Raw genomic sequence first — 16,053 nt, 5'->3', positions numbered from 1 at the left:
CAGCGGGGTGTGGGCATGCAAAAAAACAAGGGCAGGCCGGTTGCCCGGGCTGCCCTTTGTGAGTCACAAAATGACGTAATTTGAAATTACTTCGTGACAGATGTTTTGCCGAAACGGTTGCGGAATTTCTCAACGCGACCGCCCATGTTGTCGACAGATTTTTGGGTGCCTGTGTAGAAGGGATGTGATTCGCTGGAGGTATCTAACTTGAACAAGGGCAACTCGCGGCCGTCGTCCATTTTCACCATTTCTTTGGCATTGACGCAAGAACGTGTGACGAACTTGAAGCCGTTAGACAAGTCCAAGAAGCAAACTTCTCGGTAATTGGGGTGAATGCCTTCTTTCATGATCTTTTCCTTGGGTTCAGATGCGACAGCCGCCCTCGGACCATCCGGGGTACTTTTCGCGAAACACGAGATTATGGCATGAAATCAATGACTTGCACGCCGGATTGGGTCTGCAAAAGCTACTTTTTAGCCGCCTCGACGCATCATGTCGAAGAATTCGACGTTGCTCTTCGTGGCTTTCATACTCTTAAGAACCATTTCCATGGCCTCAATTTCATCCATGTTGTACATGAATTGGCGCAAGATGCGCGTTTTTTGCAGCACCTCTGGCTGGAGCAACAACTCTTCGCGGCGCGTACCACTGCGGTTCAAGTTGATGGCTGGGAACACACGCTTTTCGTACAAACGGCGCTCCAAATGAATTTCGCAATTGCCTGTGCCTTTGAACTCTTCAAAGATCACCTCGTCCATGCGGCTGCCAGTATCGACCAAAGCGGTTGCAATGATGGTCAAGCTGCCGCCTTCTTCTACATTGCGAGCCGCGCCGAAGAAACGCTTGGGGCGTTGGAGCGCATTGGCATCGACACCACCCGTTAAGACCTTGCCAGAGCTTGGCACCACATTGTTGTAAGCGCGAGCTAAGCGGGTAATGGAGTCGAGCAAGATGACCACATCTTTTTTCAATTCAACCAAACGCTTGGCGCGTTCAATGACCATTTCAGCCACGTGCACGTGGCGTGCAGCCGGCTCGTCAAAGGTAGAAGCAATGACTTCGCCGCGCACAGTACGCTGCATTTCGGTTACCTCCTCAGGACGCTCATCAACCAGCAGTACCATGAGGTGAACGTCGGGGTTGTTGGCCGTGATGGCGTGCGCTATGTGCTGCATCATCACAGTTTTGCCTGACTTAGGTTGAGCCACGATCAATGCGCGCTGACCTTTGCCAATCGGGGCAATGATGTCGATCACGCGGCTGGTGATGTTCTCATCGGCCTTGATGTCGCGCTCTAAACGCATCTGAATGTTGGGGAACAAGGGCGTCAAGTTCTCAAACATGATCTTGTGCTTGTTGTTCTCTGGCAAGTCGCCATTGACCTTGTCAAGCTTGGTGAGGGCAAAGTAACGTTCGCCGTCTTTGGGGATGCGAACTTCGCCTTCAATCATGTCGCCGGTGTGCAAGTTGAATCGGCGCACTTGGCTGGGGCTGATGTAGATGTCGTCGGTACTGGCTGTGTAGCTGGTGTCGGGGCTGCGCAAGAAACCAAAACCGTCGGGCAAGATTTCTAAAACACCATCGGCAAACACTTGTTCGCCAGCGCGGGCGCGCTTTTTGATGATGGCAAACATCAGCTCTTGTTTGCGCATGCGGCCCGTGTTTTCAATTTCAAGCGCATCTGCTTGCTTGAGGACTTCAGACACGTGGAGTGCCTTGAGTTCGTTTAAATGCATGGATTTACCTGCGTAAAGCAACCCTGATGGGTTGAAGTCAATAAAATCTGGGGGAGGAGTAAGCCGAAATTTCAAACGTCTAGTAACCAAAGCCTGAAATGTGCACCAGAGATAAGCTTGGTGCTGATGGCTTTTTAAAGTTGCTATCTTGAAACTGTGCTGAAACCCTTGTGGGGCTCAGCGGTTTGAATTATGACAGGAATTTTTGAGGTGGCGCAAGTCGATTTTCATTCATTGAAATGAATTGTTGACAAATCGCCACCTCTTTAAGCTAGTTTCCGAGCGCGCTGGCCTCAGACTCAGGCCAACTGTTGGTCAATGAAGGCGGTGAGTTGAGATTTGCTCATCGCGCCCACTTTGGTTGCAGCCAACTGTCCGTCTTTGAACACCATGAGTGTGGGAATGCCACGAATACCAAATTTAGCTGGAATATCGCGGTTTTCATCAACATTCATTTTGGTAATTTGCAATTTGCCAGCGTAGCCCGTTGCTACTTCGTCCAAAATGGGTGCAATCATTTTGCAAGGCCCGCACCATTCGGCCCAAAAGTCGACGATGACTGGCTTGTCGGCTTTGAGCACATCGTTGTCAAAAGTGGCGTCGGTTGTGTGTTTGATCAAATCGCTGGCCATGGCCTTTTCCTTAGAGAGATTGAAATTACTGCTAGGTTCTGTTTGTAAACTTCCCGTATTTTGACAGAAACACGCAAAGCCGCTCTGATGGCAGGGCCTCCCCTTACTTTTTGACACCATGAACTACATCCCCAACGAGTCCCCAAAGCCACAGAGCGTGCCTGTGGCGGTCGTTGGTGGCGGCCCAGCAGGACTCATGGCGGCACAGGTCTTGTCCAGTCTTGGCTATTCCGTGCACCTGTTTGATGCCATGCCCTCGGTCGGTCGGAAGTTTTTGTTGGCTGGCCGCGGCGGTCTCAACCTCACGCACGCAGAGGCTTTTGAACACTTTGTGCATCGATATGGCGAGCAAGAAACGCAGCTAAAACCAATTTTGAGTGAATGGGGTGCAGATCAACTGCGCTCTTGGGCGTTGGCCTTGGGCATTGACACCTTCGTGGGCACTTCTGGCCGAGTTTTCCCCTTGGAAATGAAAGCCGCGCCATTGTTAAGGGCTTGGTTGTCTCGTTTGCGTCATCCTGCAAGTGCCAAGCCTGTCGAATTTCACATGCGCCATCGCCTCATCGGGCTTAAGGCCTGTTCTGGCGCCAAGCTCGATCAAACCCAAGTTGAATTGACCTTTGAAGTTCGGGGTCTGTCATCCACACAGGTAGAGACGCGGCAATGGACGGCACAGTCTGTTGTTTTGGCCCTGGGAGGAGGTAGTTGGTCCCGCCTTGGATCAGATGGCGCTTGGGTGCCCTGGCTGCAAGCTGCTGGCATTCCGGTGAACCCACTCCAGCCCTCTAATTGTGGATTTCATGTGGCCGGAAGAGAGGGACTTGGATGGACGCCCTTTTTCATTTCCCGTTTTGCGGGCAAACCCCTGAAATCAGTGGCTATGGAGTGGACGGCACCTTTGGGACAGATTTCAAGGCAGCAAGGTGAGTTTGTGGCTAGCTCTTACGGTGTAGAGGGGAGCCTGATTTATGCCGCCTCAGCAGACTTGCGCAAATCTATTCAAGCTCAGGGCAGTGCAGAATTTAAATTGGATTTGCTGCCCGATTGGCCGCTGGACAAAGTGGTTCAAGCGGTTTCGCACCCGAGGGGATCTCGAAGTTTGTCCTCGCATTTAAAGGGGCGCTTGGGCATTGAGGGCATCAAGATGGCGCTCTTGAACGAGCTTTTACCGCCTGAAGTATTGCGAAATTCGGCGCAACTGGCTTTGGCCATCAAGGGCTTAAGCATCAAGCTCACTGCCGCTAGGCCCATGGATGAAGCCATCAGCACGGCTGGCGGCGTGGCTTGGGATGGTTTGGATGAGGGGCTGCAAACCAAAGTAATGCCCGGCGTGTATGTGGCAGGGGAAATGCTGGATTGGGAGGCCCCAACTGGGGGCTATTTGCTGACGGCTTGCATGGCCACTGGCTACAAAGCAGCGCTGTCTGTCCATGCTGAAATAAAAGGTGACGAGCCTTGACCCCGGCACTGGCTCTGCGGTTAGAGCTGCTTGGTTCCCCACCTGACTCGGTTGGCCGCTTTACCATGCGGGAAGGCCCGTCGGGGGCTATTGTAAGACACCCTTAGAATCTCAACATGTCTTATCTTGTTCTGGCTCGCAAATACCGACCCCGCAACTTCACTGAAATGGTGGGGCAGGAGCATGTTGTGCAAGCCCTGACCAATGCCCTTGTGCAACAAAGGTTGCACCATGCGTATTTGTTTACTGGCACTCGAGGGGTTGGCAAAACCACTGTCTCTCGCATTTTGGCCAAATCAATCAATTGCCAAGGAGTCGATGGGCAAGGTGGCATCACGGCTGAGCCCTGCGGTGTCTGCCAGGCATGCCAGGATATTGATTCAGGTCGGTTTGTCGATTACACAGAACTAGACGCAGCATCCAATCGTGGTGTTGATGAAGTGCAAAGTTTGCTCGAGCAAGCGGTCTACAAGCCTGTTCAAGGCCGTTTCAAAGTCTTCATGATTGACGAGGTTCACATGTTGACCAACACGGCATTCAATGCCATGTTGAAGACCTTGGAAGAGCCGCCCGAATACCTCAAGTTTGTTTTGGCCACCACCGACCCGCAAAAAGTGCCAGTCACGGTTTTGTCGCGTTGCTTGCAATTTAATTTGCGGCCAATGGCGCCAGAAACGGTCTTTGAACATTTGACGCAGGTCTTGGCGCAAGAGAATTTGCCTGCTGAGCCAATGGCTCTCAAGTTGCTATCACGCGCTGCCAGGGGCTCGATGCGAGATGCGTTGAGCCTTACCGATCAAGCCATTGCATTTGGCAGTGGTCAGTTGCAAGAGGCAACAGTTCGGTTGATGTTGGGCAGTGTGGATCGAAGCCATGTGATGGGCCTGATAGATGCGCTGTCAAGGGCAGATGGCGCAAGCGTGGTGGCCATTTCAGAGGGCTTGCGGCTGAATGGGTTGTCGGCGGCGTCGGCCTTGGAAGACATGTCGGTGGTGTTGCAACGCATGGCAGTTTTGCAAGCCGTTCCAAGTGCAGCTGCCGAATCAGACGATCCTGACCATCACGAAATGTTGCGTTTGTCTCAGGCCATGCCTGCCGATGAAACGCAATTGCTCTACAGCTTGTGTTTGCACGGCCGCACAGAATTGGGCTTGGCACCCGATGAATATGCCGCGCTCACCATGGTCCTGCTCAGGTTGTTGGCATTCAAGCCTCAAGCACCAAAAGTTCAACAAGCCTTGGCGCCTGTGGCTCAAAAAAAAACTCTAACGACAGCTCCAGTTAGGCCCATTGAAGCGACGGCACCCTCTGTGGTGCCAAGTGCAACACCGGTGCAGATTCGCAATCTGCCAATTCGTGAAGCCACTGAACCCTCAGAAAGAACAATGCCCAAGGTGTTGGCCATTACGGAAGAGGGTCATTTTTGGGCTCAAACAGTTGGCCAGCTGGTAGCCAATGAAGCTGTGACAGCTTTGGCGCGTGAGTTGGCATTGCAATCCCAATTGATTGCCCGCGACACCGATCAATGGCATTTGCGAATTGAAAGCGAATCTTTGAACCAAGGCACTGCTCGTGAACGCCTGCAAGCTGCCTTGAATGCTCAGGGTTTTGCAGTCAAGTTGGCGGTCGAAATTGGCAAGGTGACCGATTCACCCGCTCAGCGGAATGCCGCTGCCTTGGCAGAAAAGCAAAAAGCAGCAGAAAATTTGATTCAATCAGATCCCTTGGTTCAAGACATGATTCAAAATTTTGGCGCCAAAATAGTGCCAGGCACAATCAGGCTTATCTCCTAAATTTCACTGAAGGAAAATTGATGTTCAACAAAGGTCAACTCGCCGGCTTGATGAAGCAAGCACAGGCCATGCAAGACAACTTGAAAAAAGCGCAAGATGAATTGGCTTTTGTCGAGGTGGAAGGCTCCTCTGGCAGTGGTATGGTCAAAGTTTTAATGACTTGTAAACATGCGGTCAAGCGCGTCACGATCGATCCCTCATTGTTGGCGGACGACAAGGACATGCTGGAAGATTTGGTAGCCGCAGCTTTCAATGACGCTGTGCGTCTAGCTGAGGAAGTTTCGCAACAGAAAATGGGCAAACTGACGGCTGGTTTGCCTCCAGGCATGAAGCTGCCTTTTTAAGTGTTCTCAACGCCATGCAAAAATCCAACGCCCACGCTTTAGATGCGTTGATACAAGCGCTGCGAGTTTTGCCGGGGGTGGGCGCAAAGTCTGCATCCCGCATGGCGTTTCACCTGATGCAGCATGAGCGATCAGCTGCAATTGTGCTGGCCAAAGCCTTAGAGCATGCCTGCGCCAATGTTCAACATTGCGCCACGTGTCACACCTTGACAGAGTCTGACGTGTGCAACATGTGCGCCGATCCAGAGCGTGATCGTTCGCAATTGTGTGTTGTGGAAACACCCGCTGACCAAGCCGCCATTGAGCGTACTTCGACATTCAAAGGCCTGTACTTTGTCCTTATGGGAAAACTGAGCCCCCTAGATGGTTTGGGCCCTAAGGATTTGGGCTTTGCCAAGTTGTCAGAGCGCTGCAACGATGGCTTGGTGCAAGAAGTCATTCTGGCCACCAATTTCACTGGCGAAGGCGAGGCGACAGCCCACGTCATTGCTGAAATGTTGAAAAAACGGGGTTTGCGAGTCACACGCTTGGCCAGGGGCGTGCCAGCTGGCAGTGAGCTTGAATATGTCGATTTGGGCACCATCGCCCATGCCTTGGTCGATCGTCGCTAAAAACCAAGCATGAGCACTGCTTTTTTATTGGTGTTCAACATTACGTAATTACCCGCTTGGGATGTTTCCCAATGTGCTGATATCGATACCTTTGTATGCTGAACCCATCTTTCATGGGTACTAACAAAGGGGTCTTGGCGTGGTTGAGAGGTTGCGACGGCGTGAGTTTTCAGCAATGGGCTTAGGCATGGCCATGGCTGGTGCAAGTTTGTCGCCAGCTTTCTCATATGCCGCCTCATCCCCTCAAAAGGTCACTATTGCATTGGCTGCCAAGAGCAGCCTTTATCACTTGCCCTTGGTCTTGGCAGATCAGCTTGGCATGTTCAAAACAGAGAATTTGCAAATTGAATGGCTTGAATGTGATTCAGGCCTTCAAGCTGTGCAGACGGCACTCAATGGACAAGCCGATGTGATTTCGGGTGCGTTTGAACATACCCTTGATTTGCAGGCTCGTGGCTTGAATTACCGAGCCTTTGTTTTGCAAGGCCGAACGCCACAAATGAGCGTCGGCTTGGTCTCTCGAAAGGCCATTGCCATGAAGTCATTGGCCGATTTGAAATCTGTGCGCTTGGGCATTTCTTCCTTGGGATCTGCGACGCATTGGCAGGCATTGCACTGGATGTACAAGGCCAATTTGTCGGCTGACAATTTTCAATTTGTGGAGCTGGGCGCCAATACATCCAACGTGATGGAAGCCATCAGATCTAGCGCAGTAGACGCTCTGTGCTTCGTCGATCCCGTCATGCATTACTTAGAACAAAAAAATGAGTTGCGGCTTTTGTCAGACACCCGAACATTTATCAGCTCACAAAGGCTGTTTGGTGGATCAATGCTGTCAGCATGTTTGATTGGCAAGGCCGAGTTTTTACAAAAACGCCCAGATGTAGCACTGATATTGACATTGGGTGTGGTGCGAGCGCTTCAATGGCTCAAAACAGCCGGACCCTCCGATATTCTCAAACTGGTACCTTCGGTCAACTGGATGGGCGATCGCGCCATCTATTTAGGTGCCTTGGACAAGGTGCGAGACAGCTACAGCTTGGACGGCGTGTTCTCTGCAGATGCCTTGCAAAATACTTGGCGAGTGAGAGCCAGCAGGGTGACAAGCGATCGCGCCAATTGGACCACCCTAGGACAATCCTTTACCAATGAATTTGCATTGATTGCCAAACGCAAATTCAGTGCATGAGGGTCTAGTTTTTAGGACTGGTTTTTTCTTTGGACTTGGCAGCACTCGGAGAAGGTGCTGGGGCTTTCTTGCCTTGTTGGGTGCCTTGTTGGGTGCCTTGTTTCGTGACCTGTTTTGTGCCTTGCTTCGTCACCTGTTTGGTGCCAGCTTTTTTGCCAGTTTGTTTGCTTCCTCGAGAGCTGGCCGTGGTGGGTACCAAAATAGCAATCGATTGTCCGGGTTTGAGTGCCACAGGCATTTTGAGTTTGTTCCATGCCGCAATGCTGCTAGGCGTTACATCGTGTCTGCTGGCCAATGATGCAAGCGTGTCTCCCTTTTGAACCTTCACCATGATTCGGCGCAACACAATTTCAGGCGCAAAGGCAATTTGAGCATTGTCTGCCAAATGCTCTGTGACATCTGCGTCAAGAGCACCTTGCCTAGAAACTAACAAGGTCGAGCCCTGTTTGACTTGCATGCCTTTTGGAATTTGGTTGACTGCTCGCAAATCGTTTTCTGACATATTCACCAGCTTGCCGGCTTCGGAAACTTTCATGGTTTTTGGCACCGACCAAGCGGTCCAACTTGCCAGGGGCTTTTGTGCATGTTCTTCTAATCTGCGCAGAAAGCGATCGGCATTGTCCCAGGGAAGCAAAATTTCAGGTGTGCCCGCAGCCAAGATAACTGGGCGGCTCATGGAGGGGTTCAATGCTTTGAAGTCTTCCATGCTCACGCCTGCAAAGTTGGCAGCCAACTTGACATCGATGTCCCTGGTGATGTTGACAGATTTAAAGTAGGGGTGGTTTTGAATGAGAGGCAGACGTGCGTTGAAATTTTGCGGTTGTGCAATGATATTTTTAACGGCTTGCAACTTGGGCACGTAGTAGCGTGTCTCGTTGGGCATTTTCAGATCGGTGTAACTCACTCCCAAGCCCGCAGCTTTGTTCTTTGCAATGGCCCGACCGACGCTGCCTTCCCCCCAGTTGTAAGCCGCCAAAGCCAAGTGCCAATCGCCAAACATGTTGTAGAGCTTTTGCAGGTAGTCAAGCGCAGCGCGAGTTGACTCAATCACACCGCGTCGTTCATCTCTAAATACATTTTGTTTCAAGTCAAAGTATTTGCCCGTAGCGGGCATGAACTGCCACATGCCCGCCGCCTTGGCAGAGGAGACGGCTTCCGGGTTGAAAGCTGATTCAATGAATGGCAACAGAGCCAACTCGGTGGGCATGTTTCTGCGCTCGAGTTCCTCGACAATGTGAAACAAATACCTTCGCGAGCGCTCGGTCATCCGAACCATGTAGTCAGGTCTTGCGGCATACCAAACTTCACGATCTTTCACCAAATCAGTTTCCAAATCAGGCATTGCAAAACCTTGGCGGATGCGAACCCATATGTCGGCGGGTGGTTCTGGGCTGACCTCTAATCTGGGTTGAATTGGAGCCGGGCTAACAAGCGCATTGGCCTTAGAGGTATCGGCTTTGGTGACATTGGCCGTTGTCACGGGTGGCGTTAAATTGGGAGATGGGGTAGCCGCTAGCACAGGAGGCTCAGTGACAAGATCCGCTGCTTTCTCAATGGGAGGATTTATGGCCCCCAGGTTGGCGCATCCAGCAACCCACAAAGCAATGCACAGACTGAGGGGAAGCTTGAGGGTGTTGACCCATGAGAAGTGATTCATTTGTACTCGTTTTTCCAGATTCGCAATTGTGCAAAAATTTCAGCTTCTTTGTCAGTGCCTGGCGGGGCCATTTTTTTCACGGCATTGATCACCGATGGCTTACGCGTTCGCAGAAAAGGGTTGATTTGCAATTCATTGCCTAGCTCGGCAGGCAATGTAGGTAAGTTTTGAGCCCTGAGTTGTTGGCACTTGCTGATGTAGTCTTTTAAAACAAGGTTGTCAGGCTCTACAGCATTGGCAAATTTCAAATTGCTCAAAGTGTATTCATGTGCACAGCAGACCCGTGTTTTGCTGGGTAGCGCAGCCAGCTTGTCCATCGATTGCAACATTTGTTCTGCTGTGCCCTCAAACAAGCGGCCGCAACCACCTGAGAAGAGGGTGTCGCCACAAAAAAGCAAGGGGGCTTGATTGTCGGGCTCAGCATAATAGGCTATGTGCCCAGCCGTGTGCCCGGGAACATCGATTGTGCGAAAGTTCAGGCCGTGCCAGCTCAAAGAGCTGCCTTGTGCCATGGCCTGATATTCAAATCCAAGTTTTTCCTTGGCGGGGCCATAAACCTTGGCACTCCATTCGCGTTGTAGGTCGCTCACGCCGCCGGTGTGGTCGCCATGGTGGTGCGTGACTAAAATGCAGTCGAGCCGGTGATTGTTCTCTTTCAACCAATGGTTGACTGGGGTCGATTCACCTGGATCAACAACCAAGGCCATGCCTTGGTGTTGCAATAGCCAAATGTAATTGTCGGAGAATGCTGGTAGCGGTAAAAGGTTCATGAATCCCCCTATTATAGAAACCAACTCTGTGGTGCAAAACTGGCGTCAATGGCTCAGCACGCCCGCGGGTTCTTTTTTGTTGAACTGGGAGCAGACCCAATTGGATGATTTGGTGTCTGATATCTTTGGATATCACGCGCTTCAGTTTGGCATGCCTGAGCTAAATGGTCTCAAGAACAATCGCATGCCGCACCAGTGGCTTGCTCTTTCAGAAACTGAGGACATTCCAGAGACGCTCAACTACCAATTTGCTGCTCACAGCATTGCGCTGCCATTTCAAGCGGACAGCATGGACTTGCTGGTGATGCCGCACAGCCTCGAATTGAGCTTGGATGCCCATGCCAGCTTGAGGGAAGCCGAACGCGTCCTGATGCCCGAGGGACATTTGATCATGACGGGTTTGAACCCAGCCAGCCTTTGGGGATGGAGGCACAAGCGTTCCCAGTGGTACCAACGCTGGGGGTTTGAAGGTTTAAATGCGCCACCCTGTGAGGAGCTGATTGGTTATTGGCGATTGCGGGATTGGCTGCGATTGTTGGGTTTTGAAGTCAAAGTTAGCAGGTTTGGTTGTTGGAGGCCCGCACTTGAGAAATCCAAATGGTTTGAACGTTGGTCATTCATGGACAAATTGGGCGCTCGATGGTGGCCTATTTTGGGCGGTGCCTATGTCATTGTGGCCGTGAAAAAGGTCCAAGGTGGTCGCATATTGGGTGCCACCTGGAAGAACCGTGTGCCTCAAGGCAAGGCTGCCGTGACTCTGGCCCGTCGTCAAAATCAAATTCAAGGCGACTCTGTCGCCCAACGAAAGAGTGAAATTGAACCACGTTGAAATTCACACCGATGGTGCCTGTAAGGGCAATCCGGGGCCAGGAGGGTGGGGGGCTTTATTGCGTTCTGCTGAGCATGTCAGAGAAATATGCGGGGGTGAGCTAGACACCACCAACAACCGGATGGAGTTGACAGCGGTGATTGAAGCCTTGCTCGCATTGAAGCGTCCCTGTAAGGTCACTTTGTATTTGGACAGTGAGTACGTTCGCAAGGGCATCACGGAGTGGATTCATGGCTGGAAAGCCAAGGGTTGGCGAACTGCCTCGAAACAAGCCGTTAAGAACGCCGACCTTTGGCAAAAATTAGACCATTTGGTAGCTAGTTCAGGGCATCAAATTGAATGGCGGTGGGTTAAAGGACATGCGGGTGACCCAGGCAATGAGAGGGCCGATGCGCTTGCAAACAAAGGTGTAGATCAAGCCCTTGGCAGGGCTTAACTCCTGACAATTGACCAAATTTCTTTTGCAGTTTGTAAAGTTAGTGTAAGGCAAGAGTTTTTGTCATAAGTCTTGAGGTTTTGCCACTTCATAAGATTCTCAGTAACTGTTACATTTCCAAGCTGTTTTGGGTACTGTTCGGAATCATTGATGTCATTCAAAAAACCTTATCTTGCAATTGCGATCATTGGTGTGGTTGCTGCTTCAGGCGCTGCTTGGTGGCTCCAAAATAAACCTACACCTTCAGGTGTAGAGCTTTTAGCAAAAGCAGGAAATACTCCAAACAGTCCTACCCAAGCCGCAGGTTCTGGGGCGCCTGCCACCTCAGCACCTGGCCCTGGCGGTCCTGGCGGTCCAGCAAGGCCGGCGGCCGTAGAGGTTGCCAAAGTTGAATCGGCCCTGTTGGTTGACGAGACCCAGTCTGTTGGCAGCTTGCGTTCATTTCAAGGTGTGATGCTGCGTCCTGAAGTAGGAGGGCGTGTCAGTCAAGTCTTGTTCAAGGATGGTCAAAAGGTGAAAAAAGGGCAGGTATTGGTCCAATTTGACGATCAATTGCCAGCTGCACAAGTGGCTCAAGCCAAAGCTGAATTGTCCATTGCCCAAGCCAACCACACTCGCAATCAAGAACTGGTTGCCCAAAATTTCATCAGCAAACGCTCACTGGACGAATCAGATGCGGCACTTCAGGTGGCACAGGCCAAATTGGCCTTGGCACAGGCCACCTTGCAACGTTTGAAAGTGTTGGCCCCCTTTGATGGCACTGCAGGTTTGCGACAAATTAACGTGGGTGATTATTTGAAAGACGGCACCGACATGGTCAATGTGGAAGACATTGAAGCGGTCTTGTTGGATTTCCGTTTGCCAGAGCGTTTCCAAAACAAAATCAAGCCTGGTCAAAAAGCACAAGTGACCATGGATGCCGTACCAGGCCGCAAATTCACGGCCATCATCCAAGCCATTGACCCCTTGATTGATGCCAATGGTCGCTCGGTGGGAATTCGCGGCTGTATTGACAATCGACAAATGCAATTGCGCCCTGGTATGTTTGCCAGAGTGAATGCTGTATTTGGCGAGCGCGCTGATGCACTGGTCATTCCCGAAGAAGCCATCGTGCCACAGGGTGGCCGCTCAACCGTCATTCGAATTGTGCCTGGTGCCAACAAAGATGAACTCGTCTCAGAAAGAGTGACTGTCAAAATTGGAATTCGCCAGCCAGGCAAAGTTGAAATTCTTGAAGGTTTGTCTATCGGTGATTCCGTGGTTATCGCAGGACAGCAGCGCTTGCAAAAAGATGGCAGCATCGTACGCTTGGTAGACACTTCAAAAGCTCAGGGTGGCCCTGCCGGCGGACCGCCCGGCGCTAGGCCAGGGGGTGCGCCCAATGCGGCGCCCAATTCAGCACCCAATGCAGGACCCCAAGGAGGTGCTAGACCCGCACAAGGCAAAGGCCCTCAGGCCCAAGCACCCGCAGGTGAGAATCCATGCACGCGAGGTATGAATGCAGCTCGCTGAAACATCCATACGGCGGCCCGTTTTTGCCACTGTTCTATCCCTGCTGATTCTTCTGATCGGCTCGGTCAGTTTCAACCGACTTTCGCTTCGCGAATATCCGAAAATTGATGAACCTACCGTAACCGTCAGCGTCAGATACCCTGGCGCTTCGGCTGAGGTTATAGAGTCGCAGGTGACCAAACCCTTGGAAGATTCCATTGCAGGCATTGATGCTGTCGATGTCATCACTTCCATCAGCCGTGCAGATCAGTCCCAAATCACCGTCAAGTTTCGTTTGGAAAAAGATGCTGACACGGCGGCTGCTGAAGTGCGCGATCGAACTTCGCGAATTCGCGGTCGGCTGCCTCAGGCCATCGAAGAGCCTGTAATTGCCAAAGTGGAGGCTGATGCCTTTCCTGTGATTTGGTTGGCATTTTAGAGTGAAACCTTGTCGCCGCTGCAAATCAATGATTTGATCAATCGGGTGGTGAAGCCCCGCCTTCAAACAGTGACGGGCGTGGCAGATGTCCGAATTTTTGGTGAACGCAAATATGCCATGCGCGTCTGGCTAGATGCTGAGCGAATGGCGGCATTCAGGCTCACTTCTCAGGATGTGGAGGACGCAATTCGACGCAGCAATTTGGAATTGCCAGCAGGTCGCATTGAATCGAATTTGCGAGAGTTCAGCGTAACATCTCAAACTGACCTGATCAGGCCTGGGCAGTTTGGCGACATCACCATTCGCAACGTGAATGGATTTCCCATCAAAATTCGAGATGTTGCCAAAGTCGAAGAGGGCACGGCCGATGATCGAAGTCGAGTACGTTTGAATGGAGTACCTTCCATCTCGGCAGGCGTGATCCGCCAAGCTACGGCCAACCCCTTGGAATTGTCCAAAGGTGTTAGGGAGATGATGCCGCGCTTGCAGCAAGATTTGCCGGCCGATTTGACCATCAATGTGGCCAATGACAACTCTGTTTTTATCGACAGATCTATCAAGAGCGTGTTTAAAACCATTGCCGAAGCTGTCGTTTTGGTGGCTCTGGTGATCTTTGTTTTCTTGCGGACTTTCCGCGCTTCCATCATCCCGATCATCACCATTCCTGTGAGCTTGATTGGCACCTTTGCCATGATGGCATTGGCCGGTTTTACCATCAACACTCTGACTTTGTTGGCGCTGGTTTTGGCCATCGGTTTGGTCGTGGACGATGCCATTGTGATGTTAGAAAACATTTATCGGCACATTGAAGAAGGCATGGATCCTTTCTCGGCATCCATCAAAGGGGCCAAGGAAATTGGCTTTGCCATTGTGGCCATGTCGCTTACGCTGGTAGCTGTTTTTGCGCCTCTGGCTTTCACTCCGGGAAGAACAGGCAAGCTGTTCAGTGAGTTTGCTTTGGCGCTGGCTGGCGCAGTGTTGGTATCGGGCTTTGTGGCTTTGACTTTGTCGCCCATGATGAGTTCTTTGTTGCTCAAACACAATCCCAATCCAAATCGTTTCGATCGTTTTATGGAGACCATGCTCAATGGTTTGTCCAATGGGTACGAGAAACTTTTGCGATTTGTCCTTCGAAAAGCGCGTTGGTTGGTGGTGCTTGTCATGGCCTCTTGTGGTGTTGGCATTGCCTTGGTGTATCCCACCATGAAGCAAGAACTGTCACCCTTAGAAGATCGTGGCACTATTTTGGCCACTGTGACGGCCCCCGACGGTTCAACCCTGGATTACACCGACAAATACGCCAAAATGCTAGAGAGGATTGGCAGCTCTTACCCTGAATTTGACAGAATCTTTGCCAATCTGGGCAATCCTACCGTGGCCCAGGGCAGCGTCATTTACCGCGCGGTCGATTGGGACGAGCGCAAACGAACCACGCCGGAAATTGCGCGTGAGATGCAGGGCAAATTCAGCGGCATCCCAGGTGTCAATGCGTTCCCCATTACCCCGCCATCGCTGGGGCAAGGCTTCAGGGAGCGTCCAGTCAATTTTGTGATTCAAACGTCTGACAGCTATCAAAACTTGAATGCTGTCACGCGCCAAATGCTGGACGAGATTGCCAAAAACCCTGGCTTCATTGCCCCCGATGTTGATTTGCGTTTGAACAAACCCGAACTGCGTATCGATATCGATCGAATCAAGGCTACAGAGTTGGGTGTCAGTGTGGATGTGGTGGCCAGAGCCATTGAAACCATGCTGGGCGGGCGCAATGTGACACGTTACAAGCGTGATGCCGAACAATACGACGTCATTGTTCAAACTCAGTCAACAGGGCGCAATACGCCTGAAGACATTGACAACATTTACGTTCGCGGTCGCAACGACACCGTGATCCCTCTGAGTGCTTTGGTCAAAGTGCGAGAGAGCGTTTCGCCGCGCGAATTGAATCACTTTGGGCAGCGTCGCTCAGTAACCATCACAGCCAACTTGGCGCCCGACTATGCCTTGGGTGAAGCCTTGAACTTTTTAGACAAAACTGCTGCGGGCATTCTCAAGTCGGGCTATACCACTGAGCTCAATGGCACCTCGCGAGAATTTAGAAATTCTCAGGGTGCTTTGGTCATCGTTTTTGTGCTGGCCTTGTTCTTTATCTTTTTGGTGCTGGCCGCTCAATTTGAAAGTTTCATTGACCCCTTGGTGATCATGTTGTCGGTTCCTTTGTCGATGTTTGGAGCCCTCATCACATTGAAGTTAACGGGCGGAACACTCAACGTTTACTCGCAAATTGGTTTAATTACCTTGGTTGGCTTGATTACGAAACACGGCATTTTGATTGTTGAATTTACCAATCAATTGCGAGAGCAAGGTATGGATACTTTCGACGCCATTGTGAAAGCCTCCAGCCAGCGTTTGCGTCCTATTTTGATGACCACCGGCGCCATGGTGCTGGGTGCATTGCCATTGGCCTTGGCCACAGGCGCAGGCGCAGAGAGTCGCATTCAAATCGGCTGGGTGATTGTGGGAGGCATGACTTTTGGAACCTTGCTGACAGTCTTTGTGGTGCCTACCATGTACTCTTTGTTTGCACGCAAAAAGGTCCCTGGTCCTAACAAAAATGATGTGTCAGGTGAACCCCCAGAGTCAGCACACGCACATTGACCTTTGACAAGA

The 16,053-nt window shown here is 51.4% G+C and carries 13 protein-coding genes, 1 other RNA gene and 1 pseudogene; 9 read left to right on the top strand and 6 right to left on the bottom strand.

Annotation, left to right across the window (positions count from 1 at the left end; all coding sequences use genetic code 11):
• Nucleotides 1–86 precede the first annotated feature (86 nt).
• The 3 genes from B9Z32_RS11395 to trxA form a co-directional block, all read right to left on the bottom strand.
• Nucleotides 87–347 (bottom strand): type B 50S ribosomal protein L31, encoded by a 261-nt coding sequence (locus tag B9Z32_RS11395; RefSeq protein WP_055360479.1) that lies wholly within the window; start codon nt 345–347, stop codon nt 87–89.
• A 126-nt stretch (nt 348–473) separates the two neighbouring features.
• Nucleotides 474–1,736, bottom strand: a complete 1,263-nt coding sequence (gene rho, locus B9Z32_RS11390; protein WP_108421525.1) for a transcription termination factor Rho — start codon at nt 1,734–1,736, stop codon at nt 474–476.
• Nucleotides 1,737–2,035: 299 nt separating this feature from the next.
• Nucleotides 2,036–2,368, bottom strand: coding sequence for a thioredoxin TrxA (trxA, locus tag B9Z32_RS11385; RefSeq protein WP_108421524.1), 333 nt, complete (start codon nt 2,366–2,368; stop codon nt 2,036–2,038).
• A gap of 118 nt (nt 2,369–2,486) precedes the next feature.
• Here trxA and B9Z32_RS11380 point away from each other — a divergent pair, with 118 nt between their 5' ends.
• Entirely contained in the window at nt 2,487–3,827 is a 1,341-nt protein-coding gene (locus B9Z32_RS11380) for a TIGR03862 family flavoprotein (protein WP_108421523.1), read from the top strand.
• Here the strand turns inward: B9Z32_RS11380 and ffs are convergent.
• Nucleotides 3,813–3,909, bottom strand: an RNA gene (ffs, locus tag B9Z32_RS11375) — signal recognition particle sRNA small type. The genes B9Z32_RS11380 and ffs overlap by 15 nt on opposite strands.
• A gap of 34 nt (nt 3,910–3,943) precedes the next feature.
• Here ffs and dnaX point away from each other — a divergent pair.
• The 4 genes from dnaX (at nt 3,944) to B9Z32_RS11355 (ending at nt 7,764) form a co-directional block, all read left to right on the top strand.
• Entirely contained in the window at nt 3,944–5,620 is a 1,677-nt protein-coding gene (gene dnaX, locus B9Z32_RS11370) for a DNA polymerase III subunit gamma/tau (protein WP_108421522.1), read from the top strand.
• Nucleotides 5,621–5,640: 20 nt separating this feature from the next.
• The gene (locus tag B9Z32_RS11365) at nt 5,641–5,964 is read left to right on the top strand and encodes a YbaB/EbfC family nucleoid-associated protein (protein WP_108421521.1); all 324 of its coding nucleotides are present in this window, start codon (nt 5,641–5,643) and stop codon (nt 5,962–5,964) included.
• Nucleotides 5,965–5,978: 14 nt separating this feature from the next.
• Nucleotides 5,979–6,575: a recombination mediator RecR gene (recR, locus tag B9Z32_RS11360; RefSeq protein ID WP_108421520.1), complete on the top strand. Its 597-nt coding sequence runs from the start codon at nt 5,979–5,981 to the stop codon at nt 6,573–6,575.
• 139 nt (nt 6,576–6,714) lie between these two features.
• Nucleotides 6,715–7,764 carry an ABC transporter substrate-binding protein gene (locus B9Z32_RS11355; protein WP_146179485.1) on the top strand — a complete coding sequence of 350 codons (1,050 nt, stop codon included), beginning with the start codon at nt 6,715–6,717 and terminating at the stop codon, nt 7,762–7,764.
• Between the two features lie 4 nt (nt 7,765–7,768).
• On the opposite strand, the gene B9Z32_RS11350 is transcribed toward B9Z32_RS11355, so the two are convergent.
• Both B9Z32_RS11350 and gloB read right to left on the bottom strand, forming a co-directional pair.
• Nucleotides 7,769–9,421 (bottom strand): transglycosylase SLT domain-containing protein, encoded by a 1,653-nt coding sequence (locus B9Z32_RS11350; RefSeq protein ID WP_108421518.1) that lies wholly within the window; start codon nt 9,419–9,421, stop codon nt 7,769–7,771.
• On the bottom strand, nt 9,418–10,191 hold the full coding sequence (gene gloB, locus B9Z32_RS11345; protein ID WP_108421517.1) for a hydroxyacylglutathione hydrolase: 774 nt from the start codon (nt 10,189–10,191) through the stop codon (nt 9,418–9,420). Before gloB ends, B9Z32_RS11350 begins: the two co-directional genes overlap by 4 nt.
• Here gloB and B9Z32_RS11340 point away from each other — a divergent pair.
• The 4 genes and pseudogenes from B9Z32_RS11340 to B9Z32_RS11325 all read left to right on the top strand — a co-directional run bounded on the left by B9Z32_RS11340 (nt 10,190) and on the right by B9Z32_RS11325 (nt 16,041).
• Nucleotides 10,190–11,020 (top strand): class I SAM-dependent methyltransferase, encoded by an 831-nt coding sequence (locus tag B9Z32_RS11340; RefSeq protein ID WP_108421516.1) that lies wholly within the window; start codon nt 10,190–10,192, stop codon nt 11,018–11,020. The two genes, gloB and B9Z32_RS11340, sit on opposite strands and share 2 nt — an antisense overlap.
• Complete coding sequence (gene rnhA / locus B9Z32_RS11335; protein ID WP_108421621.1) at nt 11,007–11,456, top strand: ribonuclease HI; 450 nt, start codon at nt 11,007–11,009, stop codon at nt 11,454–11,456. The genes B9Z32_RS11340 and rnhA overlap by 14 nt, the downstream gene beginning before the upstream one ends.
• Nucleotides 11,457–11,606: 150 nt before the next feature.
• Complete coding sequence (locus tag B9Z32_RS11330) at nt 11,607–12,968, top strand: efflux RND transporter periplasmic adaptor subunit (protein WP_108421515.1); 1,362 nt, start codon at nt 11,607–11,609, stop codon at nt 12,966–12,968.
• Nucleotides 12,955–16,041, top strand: a pseudogene (locus tag B9Z32_RS11325) (efflux RND transporter permease subunit). The gene B9Z32_RS11330 and the pseudogene B9Z32_RS11325 overlap by 14 nt, the downstream one beginning before the upstream one ends.
• The last annotated feature ends 12 nt before the right edge of the window (nt 16,042–16,053 follow it).

It is taken from the genome of Limnohabitans sp. MMS-10A-178, from assembly GCF_003063375.1.
In the GTDB taxonomy this organism is placed as follows: Bacteria; Pseudomonadota; Gammaproteobacteria; order Burkholderiales; family Burkholderiaceae_C; genus Limnohabitans_A.
Note: the sequence above shows the minus strand (reverse complement) of the source record. Positions and strands in the feature narration are given on the sequence as shown.

What these genes read in the sequence shown, in the direction of transcription:
- B9Z32_RS11395 (WP_055360479.1), bottom strand. Translation starts at nt 347, where the DNA reads ATGAAAGAAGGCATTCACCCCAATTACCGAGAAGTTTGCTTCTTGGAC.
- rho (WP_108421525.1), bottom strand. Translation starts at nt 1,736, where the DNA reads ATGCATTTAAACGAACTCAAGGCACTCCACGTGTCTGAAGTCCTCAAG.
- trxA (WP_108421524.1), bottom strand. Translation starts at nt 2,368, where the DNA reads ATGGCCAGCGATTTGATCAAACACACAACCGACGCCACTTTTGACAAC.
- B9Z32_RS11380 (WP_108421523.1), top strand. Translation starts at nt 2,487, where the DNA reads ATGAACTACATCCCCAACGAGTCCCCAAAGCCACAGAGCGTGCCTGTG.
- dnaX (WP_108421522.1), top strand. Translation starts at nt 3,944, where the DNA reads ATGTCTTATCTTGTTCTGGCTCGCAAATACCGACCCCGCAACTTCACT.
- B9Z32_RS11365 (WP_108421521.1), top strand. Translation starts at nt 5,641, where the DNA reads ATGTTCAACAAAGGTCAACTCGCCGGCTTGATGAAGCAAGCACAGGCC.
- recR (WP_108421520.1), top strand. Translation starts at nt 5,979, where the DNA reads ATGCAAAAATCCAACGCCCACGCTTTAGATGCGTTGATACAAGCGCTG.
- B9Z32_RS11350 (WP_108421518.1), bottom strand. Translation starts at nt 9,421, where the DNA reads ATGAATCACTTCTCATGGGTCAACACCCTCAAGCTTCCCCTCAGTCTG.
- B9Z32_RS11340 (WP_108421516.1), top strand. Translation starts at nt 10,190, where the DNA reads ATGAATCCCCCTATTATAGAAACCAACTCTGTGGTGCAAAACTGGCGT.
- gloB (WP_108421517.1), bottom strand. Translation starts at nt 10,191, where the DNA reads ATGAACCTTTTACCGCTACCAGCATTCTCCGACAATTACATTTGGCTA.
- B9Z32_RS11330 (WP_108421515.1), top strand. Translation starts at nt 11,607, where the DNA reads ATGTCATTCAAAAAACCTTATCTTGCAATTGCGATCATTGGTGTGGTT.